15 protein-coding genes are annotated in these 14,368 nt (G+C 72.3%); 8 read left to right on the top strand and 7 right to left on the bottom strand.

What is annotated here, in order from left to right; all coding sequences use genetic code 11:
• Positions 1-29 precede the first annotated feature (29 nt).
• Positions 30-497 (top strand): hypothetical protein, encoded by a 468-nt coding sequence (locus ACZ4VF_RS24820; RefSeq protein WP_467928593.1) that lies wholly within the window; start codon positions 30-32, stop codon positions 495-497.
• A gap of 69 nt (positions 498-566) precedes the next feature.
• Positions 567-1,787, top strand: coding sequence for a cytochrome P450 (locus ACZ4VF_RS24815; RefSeq protein ID WP_467928592.1), 1,221 nt, complete (start codon positions 567-569; stop codon positions 1,785-1,787).
• Between the two features lie 17 nt (positions 1,788-1,804).
• Here the strand turns inward: ACZ4VF_RS24815 and ACZ4VF_RS24810 are convergent, their stop codons facing one another.
• Positions 1,805-3,316, bottom strand: a complete 1,512-nt coding sequence (locus tag ACZ4VF_RS24810) for an APC family permease (protein WP_467928591.1) — start codon at positions 3,314-3,316, stop codon at positions 1,805-1,807.
• 137 nt (positions 3,317-3,453) lie between these two features.
• Complete coding sequence (locus ACZ4VF_RS24805) at positions 3,454-4,302, bottom strand: diacylglycerol kinase family protein (RefSeq protein WP_467928590.1); 849 nt, start codon at positions 4,300-4,302, stop codon at positions 3,454-3,456.
• Between the two features lie 197 nt (positions 4,303-4,499).
• Here ACZ4VF_RS24805 and ACZ4VF_RS24800 point away from each other — a divergent pair, with 197 nt between their 5' ends.
• Complete coding sequence (locus ACZ4VF_RS24800; RefSeq protein WP_467928588.1) at positions 4,500-5,783, top strand: adenylosuccinate synthase; 1,284 nt, start codon at positions 4,500-4,502, stop codon at positions 5,781-5,783.
• Between the two features lie 100 nt (positions 5,784-5,883).
• Complete coding sequence (locus ACZ4VF_RS24795; RefSeq protein ID WP_467928587.1) at positions 5,884-6,099, top strand: hypothetical protein; 216 nt, start codon at positions 5,884-5,886, stop codon at positions 6,097-6,099.
• Here ACZ4VF_RS24795 and ACZ4VF_RS24790 read toward each other — a convergent pair.
• The 4 genes from ACZ4VF_RS24790 to ACZ4VF_RS24775 form a co-directional block, all read right to left on the bottom strand.
• Positions 6,094-6,336, bottom strand: a complete 243-nt coding sequence (locus ACZ4VF_RS24790; protein WP_467928586.1) for a hypothetical protein — start codon at positions 6,334-6,336, stop codon at positions 6,094-6,096. The genes ACZ4VF_RS24795 and ACZ4VF_RS24790 overlap by 6 nt on opposite strands.
• 75 nt (positions 6,337-6,411) lie before the next feature.
• Positions 6,412-7,062, bottom strand: coding sequence for a hypothetical protein (locus ACZ4VF_RS24785; RefSeq protein ID WP_467928649.1), 651 nt, complete (start codon positions 7,060-7,062; stop codon positions 6,412-6,414).
• A gap of 120 nt (positions 7,063-7,182) precedes the next feature.
• Positions 7,183-7,878 (bottom strand): GntR family transcriptional regulator, encoded by a 696-nt coding sequence (locus tag ACZ4VF_RS24780; protein ID WP_467928585.1) that lies wholly within the window; start codon positions 7,876-7,878, stop codon positions 7,183-7,185.
• A gap of 128 nt (positions 7,879-8,006) precedes the next feature.
• Positions 8,007-9,362, bottom strand: a complete 1,356-nt coding sequence (locus ACZ4VF_RS24775; protein ID WP_467928583.1) for an aminotransferase class III-fold pyridoxal phosphate-dependent enzyme — start codon at positions 9,360-9,362, stop codon at positions 8,007-8,009.
• A 158-nt stretch (positions 9,363-9,520) separates the two neighbouring features.
• Between ACZ4VF_RS24775 and ACZ4VF_RS24770 the strand changes: the two genes are divergently transcribed.
• On the top strand, positions 9,521-11,614 hold the full coding sequence (locus ACZ4VF_RS24770; RefSeq protein WP_467928582.1) for a serine/threonine-protein kinase: 2,094 nt from the start codon (positions 9,521-9,523) through the stop codon (positions 11,612-11,614).
• Here ACZ4VF_RS24770 and ACZ4VF_RS24765 read toward each other — a convergent pair whose 3' ends face one another.
• Positions 11,615-12,364, bottom strand: coding sequence for an SLATT domain-containing protein (locus ACZ4VF_RS24765; protein WP_467928581.1), 750 nt, complete (start codon positions 12,362-12,364; stop codon positions 11,615-11,617).
• Between the two features lie 276 nt (positions 12,365-12,640).
• On the opposite strand from ACZ4VF_RS24765, the gene ACZ4VF_RS24760 reads away from it, so the two are divergent.
• From ACZ4VF_RS24760 to ACZ4VF_RS24750, 3 genes are all read left to right on the top strand, one after another.
• Entirely contained in the window at positions 12,641-13,000 is a 360-nt protein-coding gene (locus tag ACZ4VF_RS24760) for a YbaB/EbfC family nucleoid-associated protein (protein ID WP_467928579.1), read from the top strand.
• 73 nt (positions 13,001-13,073) lie between these two features.
• Positions 13,074-13,673, top strand: a complete 600-nt coding sequence (gene recR, locus ACZ4VF_RS24755; protein ID WP_467901540.1) for a recombination mediator RecR — start codon at positions 13,074-13,076, stop codon at positions 13,671-13,673.
• Positions 13,666-14,328: a DUF5063 domain-containing protein gene (locus ACZ4VF_RS24750; RefSeq protein ID WP_467928578.1), complete on the top strand. Its 663-nt coding sequence runs from the start codon at positions 13,666-13,668 to the stop codon at positions 14,326-14,328. The genes recR and ACZ4VF_RS24750 overlap by 8 nt, the downstream gene beginning before the upstream one ends.
• Positions 14,329-14,368 lie beyond the last annotated feature (40 nt).

Below are 14,368 nucleotides of genomic sequence, written 5' to 3'. Positions count from 1 at the left end.
GTCAGGTCCTGCTCGGGAAAGGAGTACGGATGGATGTCGAGATCCGGCCGCACGCCGGCGCCGGGCCGTTCAGGTTCGGCATGCCGGTCGGGGAAGCGCGCGCCGCGGCGGAGGAGTGGGGGGTGTTCCGGACCGTCGCCGCCGACGAGGAGCCGGGGCAGATCGTCCTCACGCACGACGACTCCGAGACGGACATCGTGCTCGGCTTTGGCGGAGGCGCGCTGAGCGGGGTGGAGCTGGTCCGTTTCCGGAAGGAGGACGCCGGCGTCCGGGTGCTGCTCGACGGGCTCGACGTCTTCCGCACGCCGAGTGAGGACCTCTTCGAGCAGCTGGCGGCACGGGGCCACACCATCGAGGAGAACGACCTCGGCTTCGACGCCCTGCCCGGGCTGAAGGTGATCCTCGCGAACCGGAGCAGCCACGAGTACCCGGTGGACGAGGAGGGTGACCCGCTGTACTACGACTACGTCCTGGTCACCACGGAGCCCGTCGTCTGAACCCGGCGGGGCCCGGGTCGCGCGGGCGGTCCCCTGGCCAGACGCCGCCCGCCGCGCTAGCGTCCCCGCATGGCAGGCCCCACCGACCTCGCGTTCGATCCCTGGGACCCGGCGTTCGTCGCCGACCCCTACCCGGCCTACGCGGAGCTGCGGGCACGCGGCCGGGTGATCCGGTACGAACCGACCGACCAGTGGCTGGTCCCGCACCACGCGGACGTCTCGGCACTGCTGAGGGACCGCCGGCTGGGGCGGACGTACCAGCACCGGTTCGCCCACGAGGAGTTCGGCCGTACCCCGCCCCCGCCGGAGCACGAGCCGTTCCACACCCTCAACGACCACGGGATGCTCGACCTGGAGCCGCCGGACCACACCCGGATCCGGCGCCTGGTGTCGAAGGCGTTCACCCCGCGAACGGTGGAGCGGCTGAAGCCGTACGTCGAGGGGCTGGCGGACGAGCTGGTGGCCGGTCTGGTCCGCGACGGCGGCGGTGATCTGCTGACCGACGTGGCGGAGCCGCTGCCGGTGGCGGTGATCGCCGAGATGCTGGGCATCCCGGAGGCGGACCGGGGGCGGCTGCGCCCCTGGTCGGCGGACATCTGCGGGATGTACGAGCTCAATCCGTCGCAGGAGACGGCCGCGAAGGCGGTGCGCGCGTCGGTGGAGTTCTCCGCGTACCTGCGGGAGCTGATCGCGGCCCGCCGCAAGGACCCCGGCGACGACCTGGTCTCCGGCCTGATCGCGGCCCACGACCGAGGGGACCGCCTCACCGAGCAGGAGATGATCTCCACGGCGGTGCTGCTCCTCAACGCCGGTCACGAGGCGACCGTCAACGCCACCGTGAACGGCTGGTGGGCGCTGTTCCGCAACCCGGACCAGCTGGCGGCCCTGCGCGCCGACCACTCCCTGGTGCCCTCCGCGGTCGAGGAGCTGATGCGCTACGACACCCCGCTCCAGCTCTTCGAACGCTGGGTCCTGGACGACATCGAGATCGACGGCACGACGATCCCCAGGGGGTCGGAGATCGCCATGCTCTTCGGTTCCGCCAACCACGACCCGGCGGTCTTCACCGACCCCGGCCGCCTGGACCTCGCCCGCGGGGACAACCCGCACATCTCCTTCAGCGCGGGCATCCACTACTGCATCGGCGCGCCGCTGGCCCGTATCGAGCTGGCGGCCTCCATGACGGCCCTCCTCCGGCAGGCCCCGGCCCTGACCCTGGCGGAGGAGCCGCAACGGAAGCCGAACTTCGTGATCCGGGGACTGTCGGGGCTGCGCGTGGAGGTGGGCTGAGCGGGAGGGCGCGGGCGTCACCGCTCCCTGGTCTCCTCCAGCACCGTCCGCCCGAGCAGCGCGTACCGCTCGGGCGAGCGCCGCTTGAGGTACCGGGCGTAGCCGAGGCCGGTCGCCGCGACCAGGGCCACCAGCCACGGGGTCGCCTTCAGCACCAGCGAGCCGGACTCCGGCCCGGCCGCCACGCCCATGTGGGAGACCAGCAGCACGACGACGGCGAGCATCGCGACGCCTCCGACGAGCGGTGCGGTGAAGGTGCGGAACCAGTGCCGGCTCTCGGGGTGGTGGGAGCGGAAGTAGGCCAGCACCGCGAAGGAGCACACGGCCTGCACGACGAGGATCGCCATGGTGCCGAGGATGGCGAGCAGGACGTACGTACCGGTGTACGGGTCCTTGCCCGCCGCCCAGAAGGCGCCGACCAGGATCGCGCTGACGGCGGTCTGCACCAGTCCGGCGATGTGCGGGGAGCCGTGCCGGGCGTGGGTGCGCCCGATGCTGTCCCGCAGCGAGGGCAGGACGCCCTCCCGGCCCAGGGCGTACAGGTAGCGGGCGGCGCAGTTGTGGAACGCCATGCCGCAGGCGAGCGAGCCGGTGATCATGAGCCACTGCATGACGTCGACCGCCCAGTGGCCGACGTAGCGCTCGGTGGGGTCGAAGAACAGCGCGAGCGGGTTGGCGGAGGAGGCGGCCCGTACGGCCTCCGCCTCGCCGTTGCCGGTGATGGCCATCCAGGAGACGAGGACGTAGAAGACGCCGACGCCGAGCACGCTGACCATCGTGGCCTTGGGGATGATCTTCTTCGGGTCCCGGGACTCCTCGCCGTACATCGCCGTGGACTCGAAGCCGACCCAGGACCAGAAGGCGAAGAAGAGACCGAGGCCGGCCGACGTCCCCTCGAAGGCGTTGACGGGGTCGACCGGGGCGAAGGTGAAGCCGTGCGGTCCGCCTCCGTGCAGGGCGACGGACACCGCCATGGCCGCGAGGACGGTCACCTCCGTCGCCAGCAGTACCACCAGCAGTTTCTCGGCGACGCTGACCCCGAACCAGGTGCCGGAGGCGTTGACGGCGAGCATCAGCACGGCGAAGGCCCACCAGGGGACGTGCAGTCCCGTCTGGTCCCCCAGTGTGGTCGTGGCGAAGGTGGAGAAGATCCCGATCAGCGCGGGTTCGAAGACGACGTACGCGAAGGTGGCGAGCAGTCCGGAGGCCAGTCCGACGGTGCGGCCGAGTCCGTAGGAGATGAAGCCGTAGAAGGCGCCGGTCGAGGTGATGTGCCGGGCCATCGAGGTGAAGCCGACGGAAAAGATTGCCAGGACTACCATTGCCACGAGATAGCTCGCGGGCGCCCCGACCCCGTTGCCCGACGACACCATGAAGGGCACGTTGCCGGTCATCGCGGTGATCGGCGCGGCGGTGGCGACGGCCATGAAGACCACCCCGAGCAGCCCTACGGCGTTGGGTTTCAGCCGGTGAAGCGTTTCGCCGTCCGCCGCGCCCGTCGCCGGTGCGACACCCTCGTCCACTGCCATCGGGTGGCCCCTTCCCTGTCCAGTCCATGGATCCTGATGGAGCAGGATGGTGGACGAAGGACACGCCCGGGAAGGGGTCGGCACGGTTAAATATGTGTCACCAGACCTTTAGGTGGCGTCGGGTCGGGCGGTGACGGTCAGCGGACGGCGGGCAGGGTGAGCCTCCAGGCGCCCTCCGCCACCCGCCACGTCCGCCGCCGTACCGGGCCGGTGACCGCCGCGTCCGCCCGGTAGCGGAAGGCCTCGCCGATGACGGTCACCGTGCGGCCGGAGTCCAGCAGCGGGGTCGCCTCCGCCCCCACCGACAGCGGCCGCACCTCCACCGAGGCCACCCCGCCCCGGCCCGGCGCCACCGACACCGCCTCCACCGGCTGGTCCAGGTCCACCACGGTCCGCCCGTCGACCTCCACCCGCAGCCGGGTCCCCGGGGCGGGCACGGCCGACAGCCGGGTGGGCCGGGCCGGCCGGGTGGCGAGGGTGCGCACCAGCGAGCGGTACCACGGCCCGCCCGGGGCGACCGGCACCGGCTCGCTCCCCCCGGCCGCCCGCACCGGTGCCGGCGGAATGCCGAGCGCGCCCAGCACCACCCCGTCGCTGTCGTCGACCAGCAGGTCCATCCGACGCTCGGCGCCCTCCAGCACCGCCCGTGCCGCCGCCACCGTCCCACCGGGCACCCCGAGCGACTCGGCGAGCGCACTGACCCCGACCGGCACCACCGACAGCGCGCACCCGGTCAGCTCCCGCCGCCGGTGGAGCAGCGTGACGGCCCGCACCAGCGCCCGGTCGTCCCCGATCACGACCGGCCGGCGGGACCCCCTCCGGCCCAGCGCGCGGGCGAACTCCTCCGGGTCCTCCGGCAGGCACACCTTGGCCGCCGCACCCGCGCTGAGCACGTCTTTCGCGATGCGTACGGACTCGCCGTCCGTCTGCCGTGCGGCCGGATCGATGATCACCAGCAGCTGATCGGACGTCGCGAAAGTCGCCACCTCGGTCCTGCCTCGCTTCCTCGGGTAGCATCTTTGTGCAAGAGCCCCTTGCGCTATTGCGCCAGGGGCTTCGTCTATTCCGGGGCATCCGGTCCGACGGTTGTGCGACCAACGGCGGTCGCGGTGGTACGCGGCGGTGAACCTTACGCCCACGCCCCCGACCTTGGACATGCCCCGCCCGGAAGGGGTGTACGCGCGTGCCCGCACTTGTGCTGCTCGGTGCTCAGTGGGGTGACGAAGGCAAGGGAAAGGCGACGGACCTGCTCGGCGGATCCGTCGACTACGTGGTGCGTTACCAGGGCGGCAACAACGCCGGCCACACGGTAGTCGTGGGCGACCAGAAGTACGCCCTCCACCTCCTCCCTTCCGGGATCCTCTCGCCTTCGTGTGTCCCGGTCATCGGCAACGGCGTCGTCGTCGACCCGTCGGTCCTGCTCTCCGAGCTGAGCGGTCTGAACGAGCGTGGCGTCGACACGTCCAAGCTCCTGATCAGTGGTAACGCGCACGTCATCACGCCGTACAACGTGACCGTCGACAAGGTGACGGAACGCTTCCTCGGCAAGCGCAAGATCGGCACGACCGGCCGCGGCATCGGCCCGACCTACGCCGACAAGATCAACCGCGTGGGCATCCGGGTCCAGGACCTGTACGACGAGTCGATCCTCCAGCAGAAGGTGGAAGCCGCTCTCGACGTCAAGAACCAGATCCTCACCAAGCTCTACAACCGGCGTGCCATCGCCGCCGAGCAGGTGGTCGAGGAGCTGCTGGGCTACGCCGAGCAGATCAAGCCGTACGTCGCCGACACCGTGCTGGTCCTGAACCAGGCCCTGGAGGACGACAAGGTCGTGCTCTTCGAGGGCGGCCAGGGCACGCTGCTCGACATCGACCACGGCACGTACCCCTTCGTCACCTCCTCGAACCCGACCGCGGGCGGCGCCTGTACCGGTGCGGGCGTGGGGCCGACGAAGATCAGCCGCGTCATCGGCATCCTGAAGGCGTACACGACCCGCGTCGGCGCCGGCCCCTTCCCGACGGAGCTGTTCGACGAGGACGGCGAGGCGCTGCGCCGCATCGGCGGCGAGAGGGGCGTCACCACCGGCCGCGACCGCCGCTGCGGCTGGTTCGACGCGGTCATCGCCCGCTACGCCACCCGCGTGAACGGCCTGACCGACTTCTTCCTCACCAAGCTCGACGTCCTCACCGGCTGGGAGCAGATCCCCGTCTGCGTGGCGTACGAGATCGACGGCAAGCGCGTCGAGGAGCTGCCCTACTCGCAGACCGACTTCCACCACGCGAAGCCGGTCTACGAGATGCTGCCGGGCTGGAGCGAGGACATCAGCAAGGCGAAGACCTTCTCCGACCTGCCGAAGAACGCCCAGGCGTACGTCAAGGCCCTGGAGGAGATGTCCGGCGCCCCGATCTCCGCGATCGGCGTGGGCCCGGGCCGCGACGAGACGATCGAGATCAACTCGTTCCTCTAGACACCGCCGGGTACCGCGTGGAAACCGCCTGCCGGTGACGCCCTCCCCGGGCGTCACCGGTGGGCGGTTTCCGTCGTCATGACCGGTGGACAATGGACGCATGGGCGTCCACCGGCCCGCACGATGCCGGGGCCCGTACGGTGGCGAGGGGCGTCAGGCCGACGGCACGGACTGCACCGACCCCGCGGTCTTCGAGGTGGCCCGCCACAACAGGCCGCCCCTGCTCGTGTGCCCGGTGCACCTCGGCCCTTCCCTGCTGCTTGCGGCCGGAGTGCTGTGGCCCCCGGTCGTCCGCCTCATCGGCCGGCCCTCATAGCCTCGTGCCGCTGCTCGGGGTCGCGGAGTCCGCGCCGTTCCGGCTCCAGCTCGCGCTCATCCCTCGTTCCGGCCACCGTGCCCGCTCGTCGTACACGGCGTTGATCCTCCGGGACGCCTTGAGGAAGGTGTGGTCGAGCTCGCCGTCGTCCGGCTGGGCCGTCCGTGTGCAGGTGTTCACGGTCAGGAGCAGCGTCGTCGTCGCGGGGTCCTCACCGAAGGCGCAGCGGATGACCACGCCGTCCTCGGAGTCCTTCTCGAAGTGGACGAGGGGGCTCGTCCGCTCCGCTCGCCGTCCCGTACGTGCCGAGGGTCAGCTGAAGACGATCATCGAGCCCTGGGCCAGCGAGCGGGTCGCCGCCGCGTGCAGGCCGAGCCAGACGTGGCGTTCGCGGGCGAAGGGGCTGGGGTCGTAGGGCGCCGGGACGGCCGGTTCCTCCAGCTCCGTCGGGGCGGTCGGCGGGGCGGGCGGCGCCGGGGGGTTGGCCGGGTCGATGCCGATCGTCGGGGCGACGTACTGCAGTTCGCGCAGCAGGGTCTGGGCGGAGCCCAGCGGGCCGCCGCCCGCGAGGAGTTCGTCGTTCGAGAGCGGGTGCGGGAAGTCCACGGGGACGTAGGCGCCCGCGTGGTCGTAGTGCCAGACCAGGTGCGACTGCTGGGCCGTCGACTCGAACATCTCCAGCAACTGCTCGTAGTCCCCGCCCAGTTCGTCCACGGGAGTGACCGGCAGGCCGCAGACCTGGAGCAGGTAGGCCCGGCGCAGGAAGTGCAGGGCGTCGTAGTCGAAACCGGCGACCGGGGCGACGTCACCGGACAGGCCCGGCATGTACTGGTACACCGGGACGGGCGGCAGGCCGGCCTCGGCCAGAGCCTTGTTGTACTGCGCGAGTTCCTCGGCGAAGGGGTTGTCCGGGGTGTGGCACAACACGTCCACGAGCGGTACCAGCCACAGGTCACAGGCCAAAGAGGGCTCCTCGTACGGCAGGCGCGTGGTCACGCCCGGCGGCAGGTGGTCAGGGAAGGGTAGTCGGTACGGCCCGGGGGCGGCTCCCCTCGTGCCGGTACGACGGCCGTACTCGGTCACTTACCCCTCGGTCAGGTCTTCCAGCAGGGCGAGCGAGTGGGAGTTGGCGGCGGCGACGATCGCGCGGGCCGTCCCCGCCTCGCGCCGGGCGAGCGCGTCCACCAGGTCCGTGTGCCCCGCCCAGAGCCGGCCACGCGGGTCGGGCAGGCGGAGCAGGTGCTGCACGGCGCAGACCCAGGACTGCACGCGCAGCCGGTGCAGGAAGTCGCCGAGGTAGGGGTTGCCGAAGAGGGCGCTCAGTTCGCGCCAGAAACGCAGGTCGTATCCGATCAGGACCGTGAGGTCGCCGGCGGTCGCGGCCCGCTGGGCCTCCTCGCCGCGGCGCCGCACGGTCGTCAGGGCCGCCGCCGTGCGGGGGTCCTCGGGCGGGGTGCGGAAGGCGGGGTGGCCGGTGGTGAGGGCCTGGAACATGCCGTCGGTGACCAGGCTGCGGGCCTCGATCATGTTCCGGTAGTCGGTGAGCGAATACTCGGGCACCCGGAACCCGCGGTGCTGGTCGGCCTCCAGGATGCCCTGCGCGGACAGGTCGACCAGCGCCTCACGGACGGGGGTGGCGGAGACGCCGTACTGGTCGGCGATCTCCTTCACGGTGAACGCCCGGCCCGGGCGCAGCCGTCCCGCCAGCACCTCGTCACGGAGCGCGTCCGCGATCTGCTGGCGCAGGGTGCTGCGCGTCACGGGGCCGTTGCCGGGCATGCTCCGTGCCTCTCCTCACACGTCCGGGTGACGTACTCGTACGGACGCGCGGTCGACACGCGTCCCCTTCTGCTTACGAGCACGTCACCTTACGCGTTCGAATCAGCCCGGCGGCAGGCGCGGTACGGTCACACCGTGTGTTCGTCGGCGGCGCTCAGGGCGGCGTCGAGCGCGGCCAGGCCCGTCTTCAGCTCGGCCTCGGTCGCGTTGCACGGCGGCACGACGTGGGTGCGGTTCATGTTCACGAAGGGCCACAGGCCGTTCCGCTTGGCGGCGGCGGTGAACGCGGCCATGGGGGCGTTCGCCTCGCCGGTCGCGTTGTACGGCACCAGCGGCTCGCGCGTCTCCCGGTCCCGCACCAGCTCCAGCGCCCAGAACATGCCGACACCGCGGACCTCGCCGACGCTCGGGTGCCGCTCGGCCAGCTCGGCGAGGCCGGGCCCGACGACGGTCTCACCGAGGCGCTTGGCGTTCTCGACCACGCCCTCCTCCGCCATCACGTTGATCGTGGCGACGGCGGCCGCGCAGGCCAGCGGGTGCCCGGAGTAGGTGAGGCCGCCGGGGTAGGGGCGCTTGCCGAAGGTCTCGGCGATCTTCTGCGAGAGGGCCACACCGCCGAGCGGGACGTAGCCCGAGTTCACGCCCTTGGCGAAGGTCATGAGGTCGGGTACGACGCCGAACAGGTCGGCCGCGAACCACTCGCCGGTCCGGCCGAAGCCGGCCATGACCTCGTCCAGGACGAAGACGATGCCGTACTTGTCGCACAGCTCGCGCACGCCGGCCAGGTAGCCGGGCGGCGGGACCATGATCCCGGCGGTGCCCGGGACGGTCTCCAGGATGATCGCGGCGATCGTCCCCGGTCCCTCGAACGCGATCGTCGTCTCCAGGTGCTCCAGCGCCCGGGCGCACTCCTGCTCCTCGGTCTCGGCGTAGAAGCGGGAGCGGTACAGGAACGGCGCCCAGAAGCGGACGACGCCGTTCGAGCCGGAGTCGTTGGCCCAGCGGCGCGGGTCGCCGGTGATGTTGATGGCCTGCTGGGTGCCGCCGTGGTACGAGCGGTACGCCGAGAGGACCTTGGGGCGGCCCGTGTGCAGCCGGGCCATGCGCACCGCGTGCTCGACGGCGTCCGCTCCGCCGTTCGTGAAGAAGATCTTGTCCAGGTCGCCGGGGGTGCGCTCGGCGATCAGCCGGGCCGCCTCCGAGCGGGCCTCGACGGCGAAGGCGGGCGCGAAGGTGGTCAGCTTCGCCGCCTGCTCCTGGATCGCCGCGACGACCCTGGGGTGCTGGTAGCCGATGTTGGTGAAGACGAGTCCGCTGGTGAAGTCCAGATACCGCGTGCCGTCGTAGTCCCAGAAGTACGACCCCTCGGCGCCGGCGACGGCGAGGGGGTCGATGAGGTCCTGGGCGGACCAGGAGTGGAAGACGTGCGCGCGGTCCGCGGCCTTCACCGCGGTGCCGGCTTCGGGGCTGGGCTGAGGGGTCATGCCGGTGAGCGTAAATGTCCGCCATGCGGAAGGCCTATCGGCGTCCTGTTCCGTGGACGGCCCGAATCCGCGACAGGTTGTCGACGGGGGAGCGTCGCCGTCGTACGACCGCACTATTCTCGGTCGTTGCACACCTACGGGGGGAAGGCGGCGCGGGGATGGAGAAGCTGGGGCCGGAGGATCCGCTGGGGGCACCCCCGGCCGAAGGCTGGGGGAAGATCGGGGGCTACCGGCTGCTGGCGCGGCTCGGCGCGGGCGGGATGGGGCAGGTGTACCTGGCCCGTTCGGACCGGGGACGGACCGTCGCCGTGAAGCTGGTCCGGGAGGAGCTGGCCGCCCAGGAGGAGTTCCGGGCCCGGTTCCGGCAGGAGGTGCAGGCCGCGCGGCGGGTCGGGGGGTACTGGACCGCGCCCGTGCTGGACGCGGACACCGAGGCGGCCGTGCCGTGGGTGGCGACCGGGTACGTGGCCGGGCCGAGCCTCCAGCAGGTCGTCGGGCATGACCACGGGGCGCTGCCCGAGCGGTCGGTACGGATCCTGGCGGCGGGGCTCGCGCACGCGCTGAAGGACATCCACGCGACCGGGATCGTGCACCGGGACCTCAAGCCGTCCAACGTGCTGGTGACCATCGACGGGCCGCGCGTGATCGACTTCGGCATAGCGCGGGCCCTGGAGACGGCGACCGCCGGCGGGGAGGGGCTGACCCGGACCGGGTCGCTCGTCGGGTCGCCCGGCTTCATGGCGCCCGAGCAGGTGCGCGGGGACCGGATCACCCCGGCGTGCGACGTGTTCTGCCTCGGCTCGGTGCTGGCCTACGCGGCGACCGGGGCCCTGCCGTTCGGGAACGCCGACAGCGGGGCGCACGCGCTGATGTTCCGGATCGCCCAGGAGGAGCCGGATCTGACCGGGGTACCGGAGGGCATCGCCGACCTGGTCCGGGACTGCCTGCGCAAGGATCCCGAGGCCCGCCCCTCGCTGGACGCGATCCTGGAGCGGACCGGGGTGGAGGACACCGTGACCGGGGGCCGGTCCCGGGACCCCTGGCTGCCGAGCTCGCTGGTCGCGCAGCTGGGACGGCACGCCGTGCAGCTGCTGGAGGTGGAGAACCCGGAGGGCGGCCCGGGCGGGGCCGCGACGCAGTCACCGGCTGCCGTGGACGCTGCCGGTGGCGGGGCGGCCCGGGCGGTGCGGGCCGCTGGGGCTCCGCCGGCCGCCGGCGCGTTCGGGGCCGCCGGGGTGGCCGGGGGTGCGGGGGCCCATGGAGTCGCCGGGGCTTACGGTGCGGGTGCCGGTGGTGCCGGTGGTGCCGCCGGGTCGCCGGAGCACGCGCCCGTCTCCGACGGCGGCCCGGGCGGACCCGTCGACCGCCTGCCCACCGTCGTCTCCGCCCAGGCTCCCCCGCCGCCGAGCGCACCGCCGAGCGCACCGCCCGGTGTGCCGCACGCGTCCGGCCCCCACGCGCCCGGCGTCCCGCAGGCGCCCGCCGGCTTCGGGGCTCCGTCCTACGGGGTGCCGCAGCAGCATCCCCAGGCGGCCCCGGCCGCCGCCTACGGCTATCCGCAGCAGCCGGGGAACTGGGGCGCGGGGCAGCCGTCGTACCACCCCTACGCCGGCGGGCTCGGCTCCACCCCACCGTACGGGCCGCCGGCCGTCGGCGTCCCGGCGGAGCCGGAGCGGCGCAACGGGCGGTCCACCGCGCTGCTCGTCGTGATCGCGCTGGTCGTGGCGCTGGGCGCGGGCGGCACGGTGTACGCGCTGATGAAGAACGGCCCCGGGACCGACGACAAGGGGAACGGCACGGTCGGCCCGGCGCCCACCGCCACCTCCGGCTCCCCGGCCGGCTCGGAGTCGCCCACGCGGGCCGACCCGTCCCCGTCCTCCTCCGCCTCCACCGCCGGGGCGGTGCCGGACGCCTACCTGGGCACCTGGCGGACGACCATCGACAACGCGAGCGGCTCCAACACCCGTGAACTGACCATCCGGCAGGGCGAGGTGGGCGACACCGTGCTGACGCTGGTCGCGGACGGACCCACCGAGGGCGGAGGGACGTACCACTGCGTCTTCGAGGCGGAGCTGACCGCGGAGCCCGGCGGTGCCGGTCCGCTGGAGATCGGGCCGTCCACCGTCACCACCGGTGAACCGGCCTCCTCCTGCAGCCCCGGCGAGGCCACCGAGGTCACGCTGCTGCCGGACGGGCGGCTGAAGCGGGCCAAGGCGAGTGGTGGGGAGAGCCTCACCTACAGCAAGGAGTAGTCACCGCGGCTCCGGTGGCCGCTGCCGGGGCATGTTCGGACGGGAGCCGTTCGCCGGGGGCAGGGGGAGCCGGCCCCCCGACGCCCCCACGTCCTGCCGCGGTACCGCCGCCACCGCCGTCTGGATGCCCAGGGGCGCGGAACCGGTGCGGAACTCCACCATCCAGTCGGTCGTCTCGGTGCGCACCAGTTCGGTGATGTCCTCGGAGAAGCGCCGCAGTACGGACAGGCACCGCTCGGCCGCCTCGCTCGCCGTGCCCTCGGCCGGTCCCAGCACCTCCCGCACGCTCTCGGACGCCCAGTCGAACTGGAACGCCTGCAGCCGCCGCTGCACCGCCTGGGCGGTGGCGACGTCCCTCATCCAGCCGGAGGTGACGCCGAAGAACCGGTCGATGCCGACGCAGGCGACCGCCTGCAACAGCGCCAGACAGCCCCAGGGCGCCACCCCGCCCGCCACCCCGGTCAGGTCCAGCAGGGGCAGCGCCGCCCCGGCCACCGCCCCGGCCGCGGCCCCCGCCCGCAGTACGCGCGCGCCGCGCCGCTTCCAGATCCGCTCCCGCAGGTACCAGGCCGACGTCTCCAGCGCCCGGCGCTCCACCCACCGGTACAGGTCGTCCAGCCGTTCGGCGGGCTCCGCCCAGTCGCCGGGCGGGAAGGCCCGCCCGGTCAGATCGCCCGGCCGCAGCCCGGCCGCCCCCTCGCCCCGCCCGTCCTGAGGCGGACCCTCGGGCTGCATCTCCGGCTGACCCACCCGGCACTCCCAACTGATCACAACATGTCACGTTGCGTGACATACCATGCCGACGCGCGGCCCCCTTCCTACCGCCCAATGGGTGGCGAAGAGGGAGGTTTCTCGCCTTTTCCGCCCGGAAGAAGGCCTTGATCAGGTATAGGCCGGTCGCTGTTCTCACTCGAAAGAGTGGCGGGGCAGTGGCCGCGTGGACCACGTAGGCTCGTTCACGACGAGAAAAAACGTCGACGCGGACGAAGCGTCGGAGACGACGACGGAGACGGCGAGGAGCTGATCGTGATCCCCGGTGGCCAGCCCAACATGCAGCAGTTGCTCCAGCAGGCCCAGAAGATGCAGCAGGACCTGCAGCGGGCGCAGGAGGAACTGGCGAACACGGAGGTCGACGGGCAGGCGGGCGGCGGTCTGGTGAAGGCCACCGTGACCGGCGCCGGTGAGCTGCGCGCCCTGAAGATCGACCCGAAGGCGGTGGACCCCGAGGCCGCGTCCGCCGAGGAGACGGCCGAGACCCTCGCCGACCTGGTGGTGGCGGCCGTGCAGGCGGCCAACGAGAACGCGCAGGCGCTCCAGCAGCAGAAGCTCGGCCCGCTGGCCCAGGGGCTGGGCGGCGGCAGCGGCATCCCGGGCCTGCCGTTCTGACGCCTCCGCCTTCCGAGCGGAGGCGGGAGCCGACTACCGTACGTACCGAAAGGTCTCCAGGAAAGGCAGTCCGTTGTACGAAGGCGTGGTCCAGGACCTCATCGACGAGCTGGGGCGGCTGCCCGGCGTCGGTCCCAAGAGCGCGCAGCGGATCGCCTTCCACATCCTGCAGGCCGAGCCGGCCGACGTGAAGCGGCTCGCACAGGCCCTCCTGGAGGTGAAGGCGAAGGTCCGCTTCTGCGCGACGTGCGGCAACGTCGCGCAGGAGGAGCTGTGCGGCATCTGCCGCGACCCGCGCCGCGATCCTGCCGTCATCTGTGTGGTGGAGGAACCGAAGGACGTCGTGGCGATCGAGCGGACCCGTGAGTTCCGGGGCCGCTACCACGTACTCGGCGGCGCGATCAGTCCGATCGAGGGTGTGGGCCCCGACGACCTGCGTATACGAGAACTTCTCGCGCGGTTGGCCGACGGGACGGTCACGGAGCTGATCCTGGCCACGGATCCGAATCTGGAAGGCGAGGCCACGGCGACGTACCTCGCCCGCATGATCAAGCCCATGGGCCTCAAGGTCACCCGCCTGGCCAGCGGCCTCCCGGTGGGTGGCGACCTGGAGTACGCGGACGAGGTCACCCTCGGCCGCGCCTTCGAGGGGAGACGACTGCTAGATGTCTGACGCCACACTGCACGCCTCGGCGCAGGACCCGGACGACTTCGTGGTCCAGATCGCGGACCAGGTCGAGAGTTTCCTGGTGGCCGTCACGGAGGTGGCGAGGGGCGACGAGCCCGAATCGGCCGTCCCCTTCCTCCTCCTCGAGGTCTCCCAGCTCCTGCTGGCCGGCGGCCGGCTGGGCGCCCACGAGGACATCGTCCCGGAGGAGCGCTACGAGCCCGACCCGGGCCCCGAGCCCGACGTGGACGAGCTGCGCGAGAACTTCGCCCGGCTCCTGGACCCGATCGACGTGTACTCCGAGGTCTTCGACCCGTACGAGCCCCGCACGGCGCCGGTGCCGGCCCGGATCTCCGACGACCTCGCCGACATCATCACCGACCTCCGACACGGCATGGCCCACTACCGTGCGGGCCGCACCAGCGAGGCCCTGTGGTGGTGGCAGTTCTCCTACTTCTCCAACTGGGGCCCGACGGCCTCCGCGGTGCTGCGCGCCCTCCAGTCCGTCCTCATCCACGTCCGCCTCAACCAGCCCCTGGAGGAACTGGACGGTCTCGACACCGACCAGCCGGCCCTGGGCGACGAGACCCTGGAGTTCGAGGCGGGCCGGGTGATGGCGCAGGAGATCGGCGCTCCGCTGGGGATCCGGCCGGGGAAGTAGCCGGGCCGGCCGCTGTGACCCGGGGCACGTTCGGAGTGCG

It is taken from the genome of Streptomyces sp. NPDC029151, from assembly GCF_055564315.1.
The sequence above is the reverse complement of the archived record's forward strand: the minus strand, read 5'-3'. Positions and strand labels throughout refer to the sequence as shown.